We start from the raw sequence: 15,997 nt of genomic DNA on the forward strand, positions 1-15,997 counted from the left end.
AAATTAAAGATAAAAAAGCGCCAATAGTGGCGCTTTTTTATCTTCGATGTAAAGTAATCGATCGCTTTATGCGGTGATTTCAACATTTATTTTTTGTGAGAACGAATATACCAACCATCAATATAGGGGCGGCTTAAGCCAACAATTGCTGTAAAGGTTAGCATAGTGCCCATTTGACGCCCTAGTGCAGAAGGATGAATACTGCTATAGCTAAAATAAATATCGATTAAACAGTATACGACAATAATAGCTAACCAAAAGTATAGATTCATACGCTTTATACCAACGGCAAAAAAAGCCACCACCAAAACAATGAGCGTTCCCAAGGTGGATTGCCAATTGTAATTTGCACAAATCACGCACAAGAGAAAAGCCAAAATTGGCAATACAATTTTAAGAATACGATCAATCTCCGCTTGTTGATGGCGCTGCTTTTCTAAAACCTCAAACAATTCATTTTGATCTGGTTGCACGTTATTGTCCTCACTACACAATTTTGCAAAACTCTGCATTTAACAAAAAATATTCTGTTCATGCCATGCTATGATAACTCGCATTAACACTTCATGAGAAAAAATCATGTCTGGGATAGATGGCATCATATATTTAATTCTAATTGCCTGTTTACTTCCTTATGTTTTTACCATTATTGCAAAAGCGTCTGGTGGTTTTAAAGCTGCTGATAATCAGAATCCCCGTGAATTTTTAGCCAAAACCACAGGTTTGGCTGCACGTGCCAATGCAGTACAACAGAATAGTTTTGAGAGCTTACCTTTATTTATTGCTGCGATTTTAATGGCAGAGTATATGGTGGTATCACAACATCTGATTATGATGTTAGGCATCGCGTATATTGTGTTACGCATTATTTATGGAATTTGCTATCTGGCGAATATTTCAGCGCTACGTACCATTATTTGGGCTTTGTCCTTAGCTTGCCCAATTATTTTATTGTTATTGGTTATTCGAATCGTCTAAACAGTTTTCGATGAAATTCATTCATTTTGATGATGCAAAATGTATAATCCGCATCTGTTTGCGCGATTTAGCGTTATAATCGACAAGATTTTAAATAAGACCTCACTTGAAAGAGTATCCTATGAGCTATAGCAATATTCCTGCTGGTAAAGATGCACCAAATGACATCTACGTAATTATCGAAATCCCAGCAAATGCTGCACCGATTAAATATGAAGTAGATAAAGATTCAGATGCTTTATTTGTAGATCGTTTCATGGGTACAGCGATGTTCTACCCAGCGAACTATGGTTATGTACCAAATACATTGTCTGAAGATGGTGATCCATTAGATGTATTGGTTGTAACTCCACACCCATTGGTACATGGTTCAGTGATTCGTTGTCGTCCTGTTGGTAAATTAAACATGGAAGATGATGGTGGTATTGATGCGAAACTGATCGCAGTTCCACATGACAAATTGACTCCGCTTTATAAAGATGTGAAAGAGTATTCAGACCTTCCTGCTTTGTTGTTGAATCAAATTGAACATTTCTTTGCACATTACAAAGATTTAGAGCCTGGTAAATGGGTTAAATTGACAGGTTGGGAAAGTTCAGAAGTTGCAAAAGCTGAAGTTTTAAAAGCAATCGAAGCTGCAAAATAAGCCTGATTAAAACGTGGTTTGAAAATTGAAAAATGTTCAAACCTATAAAAAAACCTGCATGACTCAATGCAGGTTTTTTTGTTTCTGTGGATTTATTCTAAATTAGAAAAATTTCACAGGAATATCTAAGAAAATACGCCATTCATTGGTATCACCAATATAGACAGGATTATACGCTTCACTTGCACGGTAGTAAGAGTGACGTAGACGTAAGCTCGCATCTTTTGCAAAACCACTTTGCATGGTGTATTTCACCTGATTAAAGAATTCACGTTCTTGTGCATCATCAGTTACATTGCGGACTTTAATATCCCAACCATAAACAAATGCTGTGGTCCAATTTAAGCCAGCAACACCATAATTGCTAAAGTCTAGGTTATATTGAACTTGTGCTGATTTTTCATGGTTACCAATAAAATCAGACATATAAGAGTTTGGTAGATAAATACTTTGGAAACCGTCAGCATTTTGACCATAGTCATAACCCACATCACCTGTATTTTGTTGGTAAGCCAACATCACAGTGTGCGGACCTTGATTATAAGTAGAAGACAATGCCCAGATATTATTGGTTTTTTCTACACCTGCTTTACCTGTATTTGCATAACCCACATCGACAGGACCTGTTGCAGAATAGGTATTGGCATTTTTATCAAACTTGGTGTGATAACCACTGAAATCGAAAGTTAAAGAACTTTGATTTGCCAATGGGTATTTATAATTGGCATTGATATAATGACGTTCTAACGCATTTTTAGAATCTAAACCATAATAAGACGCGCTAAGCTGGTCATCAAATTTGTATTTAGCACCCCAAACAATCGCATCATCTAATTTATTACCATCAGTCTTGATCTGATCAGACATTTGGTCTTTGGTGAATTTACCCGCAACAAGTTCTAAATTTTTAATTTCATGGCTGGTTAATAACGTACCTGTAAAATATTCAGGAACAAGACGCGTTGTATTACTTGCAAGTACCGGTAAGTCGAGAACTTGCGTACCATAACGTACAGTTGTATTTGAGAAACGAGCTTTTACGTTTGCGCCACCACGTGCCCAATGATCATATGGATCAACTCGTCCATTTGCGTCTCTTGCACCATTATTTTTGAGTGCAATCATATTATTGCCAGCATGGGTGTTTGGACCGATTTTAAAAGAACCATCACCAACTACACCAACACCGAAACCGACGATACCTTGAGTGAAGCCAGAATCTAAGTCAACAATTGCCGTTTGTGCAAATGAGCTTTGATCGTCAATACCATGTTTTTTATCACGAAGAATATAACCTGTACGAAATAATACAGAACCTTTGGCATCTTCAACGAACCCTTTTGCATCACTTTGTTCGCTAGCAAATGTAGGGGATATTAGAACCGCGTTAATTAATACAGCTAAAGTAAGTTTTGGAGCATTCAACATGAATTGCCTCGTGAACGAGAATAGATTGCACTGACTGATCGAATTCAGAACAGATTGTGGATGAATTGTATATTTAATCTATAAAAAGGGAATCTCTTTTGCTTAAAAATATTACATTTCTGTAATGTTTTACACAATATTAATTTCTTTTCTTATGAAAAAAAGTTCTAAAGAATTGTTAAAATGCTGATTTTATGTGAAATATGAAATAAATTGAAAAATATGTCGAATTTATCTCCATGTTTTTTACCAAAAATTTAAAAACACAGTAAAATTCGCCTTTATTTATACGCCCACCCGTTTGTCATCATGAACTCACTTATTTCTAAACTGTTATGGGCAATGCCTATTTGTATCGCGTCGTGCCCGGCATTTGCTGAAGAAGCAAATGTCTTGGTTGAAAATGGTACGATCTCTGGAAATGTGGGACTGGTATCCAAGTACATTTATCGAGGTGGAGTTGAAAATGATGATGTCGCTGTGCAAGGCGGTTTAAGTTATGCACATAAAAGTGGCATCACGGTGGGGTATTGGGGTTCTACACTGAGCTACAACCCTGCAGATGATACGCAAGATCATGGTTTTGAAAATAATTTTTATTTAGCTTATGCTCAAGAAATTGCACAAAATTGGAGCTATAACTTAAAAACCACTGCATATGTTTATCATAAAGGGGGTACTGTTTATGCGGATCAAGCAGATCATCGTAAAACCACCTATACCGATCTATCTGCTGAGCTGAGTTATAAAAATTTAACCGCAGGTGCTTCAGTGATGTTAGCCGATGCATCCTCTGCCAATGCGGGTGATATTTATCTCAGCATTGCGTATCGTCATGCTTTGGCTCAAGATTTTATTTTCAACACGGCTATTGGTGCATCTCTATATAACAGTCATCATGATGACAGTATTGTGCAGACAGAACAGGATTTTGCGTTAAGTGAAATGCGCTTGGGGCTCAGTAAAGTCATTGCTAATACAGGTGTTTCAGCTTCATTAGACTATGTAATTGGTGGTAAAGACCGTTTAGGTGAAGATTATAAGGACAATTTGGTATTTGGTTTGACTTATAGTTTTTAAGATTAACTTATAGTTTTTAAGATGAATATGAGTGAGTTATTTTCTCTTCCTTATTTTATCAAAGTGTATGACCGAAGATAGGGCATGCACTTTTTTTAGGCATTTTTTAAAATGTGTGCTTTTTTTGAGCAAAAGAATAATATGCACCATTACAATAAGCTGATATGAAAAGCATAAAGCAATATTTATACGCTTTTTATGACAACAATAAAGCACGTTATAGAAAATTTACGCTTAGATTTTTCATACTACTTTGCATTAAAACCATGCTTAAAGTAGGTCAGTATGAATCAGTTCCATCAAGTGATGCTTGAAATAGCATATGTTCAACAACTGAAGAATAAGAAAAATCATCCACAATCTTTTAATTTTAAACTATTGATTATCAATAGATTGCTGAATATTGCTGAATTTTATAAACAGCTTGAATTTCATCTTGGCATGGCAATTGCTAATTGCTTAGGGAGTTCATCAAATTTTAGCATAACAAATAAACATCATATGATGGGGGAGCACTCAAGATGAAATTCTCAACTAAAGCACTAACATTGGCAGTTCTATCGTCTACAGCAACAATAGCAATGGCGGAGGATACGACGCTTTCACAATTAGGTTTAAGTTTTTCAGGCAGTGCTGCTTTAACGAGTGACTACCGTTTTCGTGGTGTTACTCAAGCTCAAAATGATCCAGCTGTGCAAGCCACTTTTGCATTGACACATTCTTCTGGTTTGTATGCGGGTATATTTGGTTCAAATGTGAATTTTGGCGGTCCAGATCCACATTTAGAGCTTGACCCTTATATTGGTTATTCTACAGCACTTGAAGGTTTTGCGAGCAAGCCAGTTCTAGATGTTGGTCTTTGGTATTATAACTACCCAAGTGCAAGTGATTTAAATTGGTTAGAACTGTACGGTAAATTAACCTTTAAAAATGCATTTACGGAAGGTGATAGCATTCTTACCAATATTAACTATACCAATGATTATGCTGGCGCAGATGCGAGTAGCTGGAATGTGAATGCAGGCTATTCAGTACCATTTGGTTCTACAGGTTTTGGTGGTGTTGCGAATGTCGGTTATACCGTTGTTACAGATGACGATAAATATAACTTCAATGGCGATGATAATTATGTGGACTGGAAAGTAGGCGTAACTTATGTACCAAAATCAATTCCAAGTCTGACAGCAGAACTTGCTGCGATTGGTACAAATACGGATACAGACGGTTTAACTAATGTAGCAAAACGAGCTGTTGAAACAGGTGCAGTGTTTACTTTAACTAAAGCTTTCTAAGCGCAAATTAAAATCTATAAAGGTGACCATGAGTCACCTTTATTTTTTGCGATTTTGAAATCAAATTAGGCTTTCACTTCAAATGCTGGATGATATTTTACCGTTCCTTGTGGAATGCTTTGGTTAAATGTAAGGGCTTGAAAATATTCAGCAGGCACACCTTCAAGGATCAAACGGTCATGAGGCTGAAAGCCAAATTTGGAATAATAGGCGGGATCTCCAAGCACCACACATCCTGCGGCATTGAATTGTTGTAACTGCTGTAATGCGTGTTGGATTAAAGCTTTGCCAACACCTTGGTGTTGATATTCTGGTGCAACTGAAATTGGACCTAAGCCATACCAATTTTGTGCGCCAGACGAAATCTCTACAGGTGAAATCGCCACATGCCCAATAATCTGTCGATCCAATTCAGCAACAATGGAAATGGTTAATTGATTTGCATCCCTGAGTGCATTGACGATCAAGTGTTCAGTATGGTCGGTATGCGCTGCATTTAGAAAAGCCAGTTGAGTGAGATTGAAAATATTTTCAATATCATCTGCATGTTCGTTGCGTAAGGTTAAATTTAGCATGTTATTTATCTTCTATACGTCATAGCTTGGATTCTAAGATTGAGTTCCCCGATATGACAAGGCTTCGGTTAAATGGGCACTTTGGATTTGCTCACTTTGAGCTAAATCTGCAATGGTCCTTGAAACACGTAAAATACGATGATATGCCCGAGCAGATAAATTCAAACGTTGTTGTGCCATTTCCAGCATCTGCTTGGATGTTTCATCTAAAATCACATATTTTTCTAAGTCTTTTGGCGATAAGTTGTGATTTAAATAGCCTTGTCTTTGGATTTGAAAATCGCACGCATCAATCACCCGTTCCCGTACAGTTGCTGAATCTTCGACAGGCGTTTGATCCTGTAATTCTTGGGCTTTTAATGGTGGCACATCGATATGTAAATCAATGCGATCCAATAATGGACCTGAAATTCGATTTTGATAGCGTTTAATTGCTTCAGCCGAACATTGGCAGCGACTGTCTTGGTTAAATGCATAACCACAAGGGCAGGGGTTCATTGCTGCAATCAATTGAAAGTTGGCGGGAAATGTAATTTGGCGTGATGCTCTAGAAATAACGATTTCTTTAGATTCAAGTGGTTGCCTTAAAACTTCGAGCACTTTTTTGTCAAACTCAGGCAGCTCGTCTAAAAATAGCACCCCTAAGTGTGCCAGCGTAATTTCTCCGGGTTTTGGATTTGAACCGCCACCGACAAGAGCGATCGCAGACGCGGTATGGTGTGGGGCGCGAAATGGGCGCTGTCCAAAATGGTGTTTGGTCTTGGCAATTGAATAAATACTGGCAACTTCAAGATTTTCTTGTGGATTTAAGGCTGGCAAAATACTCGGTAAGCGTGACGCTAACAGGGTTTTACCTGTACCTGGTGGGCCTTTAAATAAAAGGGAATGTCCACCTGCTGCTGAAATTTCTAAAGCGCGTCGTGGGCGTAATTGCCCTTTGACATCTGCTAAATCAAATTTGTAGGTATTGTCTTGCGGTATTTTTTGCCGAGCAGTTGCATCAATTTTTTGTAGATTTAAGAAATGCTCACAGACTTGTTTTAAGTGCTGTGCAGCAAATACCTGAAATTCAGGCAATTGCGCTGCTTCAGCAGCATTTTCCTGCGGCAACATCAATTGATGCTTGGCCATTTGACATGCCATTGCAATGGTTAAGGTCCCTGTAATTGGTCTTAAGTGTCCATCCAGTGCTAATTCACCAATAAACTCAAAATGATCTGTGACATTTTCAGGAAGTTGCCCTGTGGCAATCAAGATACCGAGTGCAATGGGCAGATCTAAACGAGAGCCATCTTTGGGAAGATCCGCAGGTGCGAGATTGATGATTAAGCGCTTGGTAGGGAATTGATAACCACTATTGATAATGGCAGATCGAACTCGATCCTTACTTTCACGAACTGCTGCTTCAGCTAAGCCAACAATTGTTAAAGAAGGCAGCCCTGCACTAACATGGACCTCAACTTCAATTAAAGGTGCATGTAGCCCGAGCAAACCTCGGGTATAAATTTTGGCTAAAGACATTGTTGTTTTCCACTTTTGCTTTATTTTTAATCATTATTATATTTTTTGCACCAATAATGTGCAAATTTGGTTTATTTTTTATCCTGAATCAGCACCTCAAGTGCTTTGACCTGTTCTTGTAAATCGGTCAAACGTAAATTGGCATTATTTAGTGCAGTCTTTTGACGTTCAATTTCGTCTTTTGAAACGATATCCATTTTAGAAATGGCTTCATTCAGCAAGGCGCGTAAATTATGTTCTATGTCTTTTTTAGGCTGATCAACCTGTTCCAAAATTGCTTGTAATAATGTTTCAATCATGAGGAATCCAAATGAGTAATGTTCTTTGCCTAGTGTAACATCGCGTATTGATTTTATTTAAGTAATTTTTTATCCGATGCGTAAAGCATGATGTCTCCTATAATTTAGCAATGAAATCTAAAAAAACACGCAATATTATGTGTTTTTTAAAGTTGCAACTTCACCTAAGTATATACAATAGGTTATAAAGGCAATGCATGTTGATTGAATTAATCACCCCAACCATTAATAAGATTGGCATGAAAATTGAACATAAAACCTTACTGGTGAAATAAGCCGAAGGAAAACAATATGAAGCTCGTAACTGCAATTGTAAAACCGTTTAAATTAGATGACGTGCGTGAAGCACTGTCTGATATAGGCGTTCAAGGGATTACCGTAACTGAAGTTAAAGGTTTTGGTCGTCAAAAGGGGCATACTGAACTTTATCGTGGCGCTGAGTATGTTGTTGATTTTCTGCCTAAAGTGAAAATCGAAATCGCAATCAGTGATGACATGGTAGATTCAGTGATTGAATCTATTACACGCGTTGCTAGCACTGGCAAAATTGGTGATGGAAAAATTTTCGTGACTAATTTAGAGCAAGTAATTCGTATTCGTACAGGTGAAACAGGTCCAGACGCTGTTTAATTTGGCACGAAGATTGCTGGTTATGTATATCAATACATAACTCACAAAATTAGGTTGGGGGATACGAATGAAAAAAATGCTATTAGCGCTCAGCCTGTCTGGCGCACTTCTTGGCGGATCAGTTGCGTGGGCAGAAGAAAACGTAGCTGAGCCTGCATCTACAGCTGTTGCAACGGCAAGTGATGTGACTGCCGATACATCGGCAACCGTTGCGCCTGAAACGGTGACTGCCGCAGCTGCTCCAGCAGAGGCAGAAAAACCAACTTTAAATACAGGTGATACAGCGTGGATTCTTGTATCCACAGCACTTGTATTGCTGATGACAATTCCCGGTTTAGCATTGTTCTACGGCGGTATGGTTCGTAAGAAAAATGTGCTTGCCACCATGGCGCAAAGCTTTACTGCCGCAGCAGTGGTCAGCATCGTATGGGTGGTCATTGGTTATTCACTTGCATTTGGTTCTGGTAACGCTTTTATTGGTGGTTTCGATAAAATCATGTTATCTGGAATTACAACAGATGCGCTGAGTGGCACAATTCCAGAAATTCTTTTCGTTATTTTCCAAATGACTTTTGCGATTATTACCGTTGCCATTATCAGTGGTTCTGTGGCTGATCGTATGAAATTCAGTGCTTGGATCACATTCATTACGATTTGGGTCATTATTGTTTATGCACCGATTGCACACTGGGTATGGGGTGGTGGCTGGTTAATGAATGATGGCGCGCTTGATTTTGCTGGTGGTACTGTTGTTCATATTAACTCGGGTGTTGCCGGTCTAGTTGCTGCGTATTTACTGGGTAAACGTATGGGCTTAGGCAAAGAATCTATGGCACCACATAACTTAACTTTAACTGTATTGGGTGCAAGCTTGGTATGGGTCGGTTGGTTTGGTTTCAATGGTGGTTCTGCTTTAGGTGCAAATGGTTCAGCAGCGTATGCTTTGGTCACAACTCAAATCGCAGCCGCAGCGGCAGCAATTGCTTGGTTAGTGGTTGAAAAAATTGTTCGTGGTAAAGGTTCAGTATTGGGTGCAGCATCGGGTGCAGTTGCTGGTCTGGTTGTGATTACGCCAGCAGCAGGTTTTGTGACGGTAAGTGGTGCGTTGATCATGGGCTTAATCGGTGGTGTAGTGTGCTTCTGGGGAATCTCTGGTCTTAAACGTATCCTTAAAGCAGATGACTCATTGGATGCATTTGGTTTACACGGTGTAGGCGGTATTGTTGGTGCGATTTTAACAGCTGTATTTGCCAGTTCATTCATTATGGGCGACAAAGCACCGACAGATGTTATGCATCAATTATGGGTACAAGTTGAAGGTGTGTTAGCAACAATCGCATACTCAGCAGTTGTGACCTTTATCCTACTTAAAATTATCGATGTTGTGATTGGGATCCGTGTTGAATCTGATGATGAGCGTATGGGTCTCGATTTAAGCCAACATGGCGAACGTATCGAATAATCAATCTAATTAGAATAATAACTATATATAGTATAAAACAGTCCGTAAGGGCTGTTTTTTTTCCATATCTTGCGAAAGGCTCAACAAAATCAGGTTTTTTTGCTACACTAGCTGAAATCATGAATTTTGTTCAATAAAACCACTATGCATTGTCCATTTTGCAACGCTGCAGATAGTAAAGTAATCGACTCTCGTTTGGCCGCTGAAGGTAGCCAGATTCGTCGACGTCGTGAATGTATCAGTTGTGGCGAACGTTTTACGACATTTGAGAGTTATGAAGTGGTCATGCCACGCGTGACCAAGTCAGATGGTAAAAATGAACCGTTTGACGAAGCAAAATTACGACGCTCTTTAATGCACGCCTTACAAAAAAGACCCGTGACTCAAGAACAGATTGAAACCGTCATTAGTGATATTCAATTGCAAATTCGCCGCCTCGGTGAACGTGATGTACGTTCACGCACCATTGGTGAAATTGTCATGAAATCTTTGTTTGCATTGGATCATGTGGCTTATGTGCGTTTTGCGTCGGTGTATCAGGATTTCCAAGATATTGATGCGTTTCGTCATCAAATTGAACAAATGCAAGATCGTGGGCAAGACCACTAATTTTATTTTTGAACGTTATTGATTAGGAATTTTATGTCTGAGTTTGATTCAAATTCTAAACCCGAAGATTATGTCAACATAGATCAGGTTTGGATGCAGAAAGCAATTGAGCTCGCGAAGCTTGGACAATATTCCACACGACCAAACCCGAACGTCGGTTGTGTCATTGTAAAAGATGGGCAATGGGTGGGAGAGGGTTTTCATCCTAGAGCTGGTCAGCCACACGCCGAAGTTTTTGCCATGCGTCAAGCAGGCGAGTCTGCCAAGGGCGCAACCGCGTATGTCACTTTGGAACCTTGTGCGCATTATGGCCGTACACCACCTTGTGCTAAAGGCTTGGTTGAAGCGGGTGTCAGCAAAGTTGTTATTGCATGTGCTGATCCAAATCCTTTGGTGGCGGGAAAAGGCGTGGATATTTTACGCCAGGCAGGGATTGAGGTTGAAACAGGGGTTTGTGAGCAACAAGCGGCTCAACTCAATCAAGGCTTTTTAAAAGCAATGGCAACGGGTGTGCCTTATGTGCGGTTAAAGGTTGCGTCAAGTTTAGATGGCCGTACAGCAATGGCGTCTGGTGAGTCTAAATGGATCACTGGGGCTGAATCACGTCAAGATGTTCAGCATTGGCGGGCTATTTCAGGTGCAGTGATTACCGGGATCGATACCATTTTGGCAGATGACCCTCAATTAAATGTGCGTTCATTGGGTGATATTGATATTGCAACGATTGTCCAGCCTAAGCGGGTGATTTTAGACCGACAAGGGCGTTTGCCACTCAATGCTCAAATTCTTAGCGCGCCTGAAACAGTGATGGTCATGGGACCATTTCGTCAAGAACTTGCCAAGCTGGGCGTGGTACAATTAGAAGTACAATCTTTAAAAGATTTGCTTACGACTTTAAAAGATTTCCAAATTTACGATGTGTTGGTTGAAGCAGGTGCGACATTATCCACTGCATTTTTGCAGGAAAAACTGGTGGATGAATTAATCAGTTATGTTGCGCCAACCTTTTTAGGACAATCAGCACGTGCCATGTTCAATGCCGAATTTGAAACGATGGCACAACAATTACGTTTTAAGTTACAAGATGTTCATCAGTTTGGTGATGACATTCGCTTAAGACTTATCCCTTCACAAGAGTCAGTATGAATCCAGAGTCAACATCATCGGTTTACCATAAACGTCGTCATGCTGCGCGTACAACAGATGAATATCTTTTTCATCAGTTGGTTCCCTATCTGGGAAACAAACGTCGTTTGTTGCATCTGATTCTTGAAGCGCTTGAAATCACAGGTACTTTGAATCCTAAGGGTAAACGCGCCCCGATTTTTGCCGATTTTTTTGCAGGCAGTGGGGTGGTTTCACGTTTAGCACGTCAAAATGGCTATCGGGTGATTGCCAATGATTGGGAACCGTATAGCCATGCATTAAATCATGCCATTTTGGCATGCACAGATGCACCTGCATTTAAAGAATTGGGTGGGTATCAAAAAGCCATCGATTATTTAAACCGTTTACCTGAAGTGAAAGGATGGGTTACGCATAACCTTTGTCCGCGGAATGATGAAATTTATGACCCAGCACGAGACCGTTTATTTTTTAAACGCCGTAATGGGATGCGTATAGATGCAATTCGTCAGCAAATTGCCACTTGGCAAGCACAGGGTGCAATTGACGATGTAGAAATGAGTGCCTTATTGGCACCTTTGCTCTATTCAGCAAGTTTTGTCAGTAATACCAGCGGTGTATTTAAAAGCTTCCATCATGGTTGGGGCGGTAAGACCCAAACTGCGTTGGAACGGATTGAGTCGTTATTGTGGCTTACACCGAGTCGCTTTAGTGAAGTCGGGCAAAATAAGCAGAAAACACCGATGGCAGAAGTGTGGTGTGTAGATGCACAGCACTTGGCAAATCAAATGAGTGGTTTTGAAGTCGATGTGGCTTATCTAGATCCACCGTATAACCAACATGCCTATAGTAGTAATTATCATGTACTCAACTCGCTAACACTGTGGGATCAAGTTGATTTACCGACACCAGATACCAAAGGTTTTAAAAGTGGGATTGACCGTGCATGGCGTAAAGAACGCCCAAGTCCTTATAATTCTTCTAAGCATGCACAAGAAGCTTATGAGAATTTGTTGGAAACGATTAATGCGCGTTATATTCTCACCAGTTACTCAACCGATGGAAATATTGAGGCCAAAGACTTATTGGCGGCCAATCTGAAACGTGGCAAAGTCACCTTATTGACTCAGGATGTGCCTCGTTATCGTGTCAGTAAACAGCGTCAGTCTGAACGCGCACGTGTGCTTGAGTTTATTGTAATCACCGATACCCATGCTAAGTCTGGACCACCATTGCGTCAGCTGTTGGGTCAACTCTATCATTTTGCAGAATTGGGTGGTGTGGATACCTCAGGTGTAAGTACGCAACTGGCCTTATGGTAAGAATGCACCTTTGCCTTTAAAATATGGGCAAATGCAAAATAAACACGATTGAACTTCATCAGTTCCTCTCACTGCAGCAGTAGGTAGAATTATGTTCACAGGTATCATTGAAAGTTTGGGTAAAGTCGAAAGTTTACAAAATGTAGGCGGTGATGTGCGCTTACGTATTCAGACAGACTTGGATATGTCTGATGTACATTTGGGCGACTCTATTGCAACCAATGGGATTTGTTTAACTGTGATCGATTGGGGTGAAAACTGGTACGCTGCTGATGTGTCCCGTGAAAGCTTAAATCGTTCGACTTTAGCAAGTTGGAAAGCGGGGCAGGCGGTCAATGTAGAAAAAGCAATGTTGCCAACAACACGCTTCGGTGGACATATCGTTAGTGGACATGTCGATGCTGTGGGTGAAATCACCGTAGTGCGTTCAGATGCTCGCTCACTGTATTTCGAAGTCACTGCACCTGTTGAAATTGCTAAATATTTGGCTGAAAAAGGTTCTGTGACTGTAGATGGAATTAGCCTCACCATCAATCATTTACGTGGAAATATCTTAAGTTTAAATTTAATTCCACATACTGCTGAACGGACCAATATTGGAACGTGGAAAGTGGGCTCTCAAGTGAATTTAGAAGTCGATGTATTGGCACGTTATATAGAAAGATTGTTACTTGGTGATAAAGCTGCTGAGCCAAAAGCAGAGTCTAAACTCAGTATGGAATTTCTGGCAGCCAATGGTTTTTTAAAATAAATAAAAACCAAAACCGATTAAAAAAAGCCTAATTTATTTAGGCCTTTTAATATATACATGATTAAATTAGGCTAATATATCGTGAATTCTTCTGTAAGAGAGTTGAGTATTGCTTGAATTTTTATTGCATTTAGAACAATTATTGCCCACTTTTTTAGAAAATTACGGGCTGTGGATTTATGCCATTTTGTTTCTAATCATTTTTGCAGAAACTGGCTCAGTCTTTATGTTTTTTCTCCCTGGCGATAGTTTATTGATCGCTGTCGGTGCTTTATGTTCTACCGCTGAATCTGTGCATTTGCACTATATGGGTGTGTTGCTGATTATTGCTTCAATTTTGGGGTATATGGTGAACTATTATACGGGACGTGCGCTGGGTTTTAAGTTTTTCCACGCGCATTCACGTTGGTTTAAGCCTGAATATATTAAAAAGACCAACCATTATTTTGAAAAGCATGGTGGAAAAACCATTCTGGTTGCCCGTTTTGTGCCTTTTGTTCGTTCTTTTGCTCCTTTTGCAGCGGGTGCAGGGCATATGAAAATGCCTGTATTCATGTTGTATAACATTTTAGGCGGATGGATTTGGATTGCGCTGTTACTTGGTGCGGGTTATGGCGCGGGTAATTTATTATCTTTACTGCTCGATTCATTTTAATCAGATTCAAACAGTCATAAACTGCCCCGATGAATAAGCCGAATGCTGATCCTCAACATTCGGCTTATTCATATTGAGAATAGAATAAAAACGCGAGTGGTTTTATTTAAGAAATCAGCTGTATTTATTAAAATAATCTGCTGCTATTTTTACGCACTGACACAAAAAAATATCCAGAAAGTGCAAACAGAAAAAGCTTTCAAATCGCCAAAGTGCTAACATTTTGCAAGTTTTAAAATCTTAATGCTGGTGAGCAAAAATGTTAATACAACGTGGTGGGTTAAAAGTTGTGGCTGGGCTTGGAATTTCAGGCGTTTCAGCCGTAAATTTTCTTCATGAAAATGGCTACCGTGTTGCAGTCACAGATTCTCGTGAAGTTCCACCAGGACATGAGCAAATTCCAGCAGCAGTTCAAACCAGCTTCGGTCAACTCGATCAAGATTTACTTTTACAAGCTGAAGAAATTGTCATTAGCCCGGGGTTAGATCCTCAGTTACCAGCAATTCAAGCTGCGATTGCAAAAGGCATTCCAGTCATCAGTGAAATTCAAATTCTCCGCCGTGCTACAGATAAACCGATTGTGGCGATTACTGGCTCAAATGCAAAAAGTACCGTGACCACTTTGATTGGCCTAATGGCGCAAGAAGCAGGAGTAAAGGTTGCGGTAGGGGGTAACTTGGGTCGTCCTGCTTTAGATTTAACCCATGATGATCCAGATGTTTATATCCTTGAACTTTCCAGCTTTCAATTGGAAGCAACCTCGAGTTTAAATGCAGAAGTGGCTGTGGTCTTGAACATGAGTGAAGACCACTTGGACCGTCATGGGGATATGGCAGGTTACCATGCGGCAAAACATCGTATTTTCCAAGGTGTGAAAAAAGTCGTATATAACCGTGACGATTCATTAACTCGCCCATTGGTACCAGATGTCACACCGATGCAAAGCTTTGGGCTCAATGCACCTGATTTAAAACAATACGGTATCCTAAGAGAAGATAACGGTACGATTTGGTTAGCGCGAGGTCGTGAACGTCTACTCAAAAGTTCAGAGATGTATATTCAAGGAACGCATAATGTTGCCAATGCTTTGGCATGTTTAGCTTTGGGTGAAGCGATTGGTTTACCATTGGATAAAATGCTTGAAACCTTAAAAACCTTTAAAGGTTTAGAGCACCGTTGCGAATTCGTTAAAGAAGTGAATGGCGTTCGTTATTATAATGATTCTAAAGGCACCAATATCGGTGCAACTTTAGCGGCATTGGATGGCTTAGGTGCTGCAATTGAAGCCCAAGGTGGTCAGGTTGCTATTATTTTGGGTGGTCAGGGCAAAGGGCAGGACTTTACTGCACTACGTGAGTCTCTGCAAAAATATGCCAAAGTTGCGATACTGATGGGTGAAGATCGCTCAATCATTGAAAATGCCATTGCAGGGACAACAACGCTGCTACATGCAGCATCTTTGCAACAAGCTGTAGAACTTTGTCAACAACATACGCATGCGCAAGATGTAGTGCTATTATCACCTGCATGTGCAAGCTTTGATATGTTTACAGGCTATCCTGAGCGTGGTCATCGCTTTGTTGAATATGTAAATGCTCTAAACTAAAAAGAATCATAAGGAAAT

At 39.9% G+C, this 15,997-nt stretch carries 18 protein-coding genes; 13 read left to right on the forward strand and 5 right to left on the reverse strand.

Going from position 1 to position 15,997, the window contains the following annotated elements:
* Nucleotides 1–86 precede the first annotated feature (86 nt).
* Nucleotides 87–473 (reverse strand): hypothetical protein, encoded by a 387-nt coding sequence (locus F981_RS20350; RefSeq protein WP_004725266.1) that lies wholly within the window; start codon nucleotides 471–473, stop codon nucleotides 87–89.
* 106 nt (nucleotides 474–579) lie between these two features.
* Between F981_RS20350 and F981_RS20355 the strand changes: the two genes are divergently transcribed.
* A complete protein-coding gene (locus tag F981_RS20355) occupies nucleotides 580–978 on the forward strand; it encodes an MAPEG family protein (RefSeq protein ID WP_004725268.1) in 399 nt (132 codons plus the stop codon).
* Between the two features lie 121 nt (nucleotides 979–1,099).
* Nucleotides 1,100–1,624, forward strand: coding sequence for an inorganic diphosphatase (gene ppa, locus F981_RS20360; protein WP_004725270.1), 525 nt, complete (start codon nucleotides 1,100–1,102; stop codon nucleotides 1,622–1,624).
* A gap of 102 nt (nucleotides 1,625–1,726) precedes the next feature.
* On the opposite strand, the gene F981_RS20365 is transcribed toward ppa, so the two are convergent.
* Complete coding sequence (locus F981_RS20365; protein ID WP_004725272.1) at nucleotides 1,727–3,052, reverse strand: OprD family outer membrane porin; 1,326 nt, start codon at nucleotides 3,050–3,052, stop codon at nucleotides 1,727–1,729.
* 309 nt (nucleotides 3,053–3,361) lie between these two features.
* Here F981_RS20365 and F981_RS20370 point away from each other — a divergent pair, with 309 nt between their 5' ends.
* From F981_RS20370 to F981_RS20380, 3 genes are all read left to right on the forward strand, one after another.
* Complete coding sequence (locus F981_RS20370) at nucleotides 3,362–4,132, forward strand: TorF family putative porin (protein WP_004725274.1); 771 nt, start codon at nucleotides 3,362–3,364, stop codon at nucleotides 4,130–4,132.
* Between the two features lie 285 nt (nucleotides 4,133–4,417).
* A complete protein-coding gene (locus F981_RS20375) occupies nucleotides 4,418–4,657 on the forward strand; it encodes a hypothetical protein (protein ID WP_004725275.1) in 240 nt (79 codons plus the stop codon).
* Nucleotides 4,654–5,424, forward strand: coding sequence for a TorF family putative porin (locus tag F981_RS20380; protein ID WP_004725276.1), 771 nt, complete (start codon nucleotides 4,654–4,656; stop codon nucleotides 5,422–5,424). The genes F981_RS20375 and F981_RS20380 overlap by 4 nt, the downstream gene beginning before the upstream one ends.
* 65 nt (nucleotides 5,425–5,489) lie before the next feature.
* Here the strand turns inward: F981_RS20380 and F981_RS20385 are convergent, their stop codons facing one another.
* The 3 genes from F981_RS20385 to F981_RS20395 all read right to left on the reverse strand — a co-directional run bounded on the left by F981_RS20385 (nucleotide 5,490) and on the right by F981_RS20395 (nucleotide 7,819).
* Nucleotides 5,490–5,999: a GNAT family N-acetyltransferase gene (locus F981_RS20385; RefSeq protein ID WP_004725278.1), complete on the reverse strand. Its 510-nt coding sequence runs from the start codon at nucleotides 5,997–5,999 to the stop codon at nucleotides 5,490–5,492.
* Nucleotides 6,000–6,032: 33 nt separating this feature from the next.
* Entirely contained in the window at nucleotides 6,033–7,520 is a 1,488-nt protein-coding gene (locus tag F981_RS20390) for a YifB family Mg chelatase-like AAA ATPase (RefSeq protein ID WP_004725279.1), read from the reverse strand.
* Between the two features lie 71 nt (nucleotides 7,521–7,591).
* Nucleotides 7,592–7,819, reverse strand: coding sequence for an accessory factor UbiK family protein (locus tag F981_RS20395; RefSeq protein ID WP_004725282.1), 228 nt, complete (start codon nucleotides 7,817–7,819; stop codon nucleotides 7,592–7,594).
* Between the two features lie 291 nt (nucleotides 7,820–8,110).
* On the opposite strand from F981_RS20395, the gene glnK reads away from it, so the two are divergent.
* The 8 genes from glnK (at nucleotide 8,111) to murD (ending at nucleotide 15,979) form a co-directional block, all read left to right on the forward strand.
* Nucleotides 8,111–8,449 carry a P-II family nitrogen regulator gene (glnK, locus tag F981_RS20400; RefSeq protein ID WP_004725283.1) on the forward strand — a complete coding sequence of 113 codons (339 nt, stop codon included), beginning with the start codon at nucleotides 8,111–8,113 and terminating at the stop codon, nucleotides 8,447–8,449.
* 67 nt (nucleotides 8,450–8,516) lie between these two features.
* Complete coding sequence (locus F981_RS20405) at nucleotides 8,517–9,911, forward strand: ammonium transporter (RefSeq protein WP_004725284.1); 1,395 nt, start codon at nucleotides 8,517–8,519, stop codon at nucleotides 9,909–9,911.
* Nucleotides 9,912–10,055: 144 nt separating this feature from the next.
* Nucleotides 10,056–10,520, forward strand: a complete 465-nt coding sequence (gene nrdR / locus F981_RS20410) for a transcriptional regulator NrdR (RefSeq protein ID WP_004725286.1) — start codon at nucleotides 10,056–10,058, stop codon at nucleotides 10,518–10,520.
* A 33-nt stretch (nucleotides 10,521–10,553) separates the two neighbouring features.
* Nucleotides 10,554–11,666 carry a bifunctional diaminohydroxyphosphoribosylaminopyrimidine deaminase/5-amino-6-(5-phosphoribosylamino)uracil reductase RibD gene (gene ribD, locus F981_RS20415; protein WP_004725287.1) on the forward strand — a complete coding sequence of 371 codons (1,113 nt, stop codon included), beginning with the start codon at nucleotides 10,554–10,556 and terminating at the stop codon, nucleotides 11,664–11,666.
* Nucleotides 11,663–12,967, forward strand: a complete 1,305-nt coding sequence (locus F981_RS20420; protein ID WP_004725289.1) for a DNA adenine methylase — start codon at nucleotides 11,663–11,665, stop codon at nucleotides 12,965–12,967. Before ribD ends, F981_RS20420 begins: the two co-directional genes overlap by 4 nt.
* 91 nt (nucleotides 12,968–13,058) lie before the next feature.
* Nucleotides 13,059–13,718 carry a riboflavin synthase gene (locus tag F981_RS20425; RefSeq protein WP_004725291.1) on the forward strand — a complete coding sequence of 220 codons (660 nt, stop codon included), beginning with the start codon at nucleotides 13,059–13,061 and terminating at the stop codon, nucleotides 13,716–13,718.
* A gap of 109 nt (nucleotides 13,719–13,827) precedes the next feature.
* Entirely contained in the window at nucleotides 13,828–14,373 is a 546-nt protein-coding gene (locus F981_RS20430; RefSeq protein WP_004725292.1) for a VTT domain-containing protein, read from the forward strand.
* A 259-nt stretch (nucleotides 14,374–14,632) separates the two neighbouring features.
* Nucleotides 14,633–15,979 (forward strand): UDP-N-acetylmuramoyl-L-alanine--D-glutamate ligase, encoded by a 1,347-nt coding sequence (gene murD / locus F981_RS20435; protein ID WP_004725293.1) that lies wholly within the window; start codon nucleotides 14,633–14,635, stop codon nucleotides 15,977–15,979.
* Nucleotides 15,980–15,997 lie beyond the last annotated feature (18 nt).

Origin of the sequence: Acinetobacter guillouiae CIP 63.46 (assembly GCF_000368145.1) — a bacterium.
Lineage (GTDB): Bacteria > Pseudomonadota > Gammaproteobacteria > Pseudomonadales > Moraxellaceae > Acinetobacter > Acinetobacter guillouiae.

What these genes read in the sequence shown, in the direction of transcription:
- F981_RS20355 (WP_004725268.1), top strand. Translation starts at nt 580, where the DNA reads ATGTCTGGGATAGATGGCATCATATATTTAATTCTAATTGCCTGTTTA.
- ppa (WP_004725270.1), top strand. Translation starts at nt 1,100, where the DNA reads ATGAGCTATAGCAATATTCCTGCTGGTAAAGATGCACCAAATGACATC.
- F981_RS20365 (WP_004725272.1), bottom strand. Translation starts at nt 3,052, where the DNA reads ATGTTGAATGCTCCAAAACTTACTTTAGCTGTATTAATTAACGCGGTT.
- F981_RS20370 (WP_004725274.1), top strand. Translation starts at nt 3,362, where the DNA reads ATGAACTCACTTATTTCTAAACTGTTATGGGCAATGCCTATTTGTATC.
- F981_RS20375 (WP_004725275.1), top strand. Translation starts at nt 4,418, where the DNA reads ATGAATCAGTTCCATCAAGTGATGCTTGAAATAGCATATGTTCAACAA.
- F981_RS20380 (WP_004725276.1), top strand. Translation starts at nt 4,654, where the DNA reads ATGAAATTCTCAACTAAAGCACTAACATTGGCAGTTCTATCGTCTACA.
- F981_RS20385 (WP_004725278.1), bottom strand. Translation starts at nt 5,999, where the DNA reads ATGCTAAATTTAACCTTACGCAACGAACATGCAGATGATATTGAAAAT.
- F981_RS20390 (WP_004725279.1), bottom strand. Translation starts at nt 7,520, where the DNA reads ATGTCTTTAGCCAAAATTTATACCCGAGGTTTGCTCGGGCTACATGCA.
- F981_RS20395 (WP_004725282.1), bottom strand. Translation starts at nt 7,819, where the DNA reads ATGATTGAAACATTATTACAAGCAATTTTGGAACAGGTTGATCAGCCT.
- glnK (WP_004725283.1), top strand. Translation starts at nt 8,111, where the DNA reads ATGAAGCTCGTAACTGCAATTGTAAAACCGTTTAAATTAGATGACGTG.
- F981_RS20405 (WP_004725284.1), top strand. Translation starts at nt 8,517, where the DNA reads ATGAAAAAAATGCTATTAGCGCTCAGCCTGTCTGGCGCACTTCTTGGC.
- nrdR (WP_004725286.1), top strand. Translation starts at nt 10,056, where the DNA reads ATGCATTGTCCATTTTGCAACGCTGCAGATAGTAAAGTAATCGACTCT.
- ribD (WP_004725287.1), top strand. Translation starts at nt 10,554, where the DNA reads ATGTCTGAGTTTGATTCAAATTCTAAACCCGAAGATTATGTCAACATA.
- F981_RS20420 (WP_004725289.1), top strand. Translation starts at nt 11,663, where the DNA reads ATGAATCCAGAGTCAACATCATCGGTTTACCATAAACGTCGTCATGCT.
- F981_RS20425 (WP_004725291.1), top strand. Translation starts at nt 13,059, where the DNA reads ATGTTCACAGGTATCATTGAAAGTTTGGGTAAAGTCGAAAGTTTACAA.
- murD (WP_004725293.1), top strand. Translation starts at nt 14,633, where the DNA reads ATGTTAATACAACGTGGTGGGTTAAAAGTTGTGGCTGGGCTTGGAATT.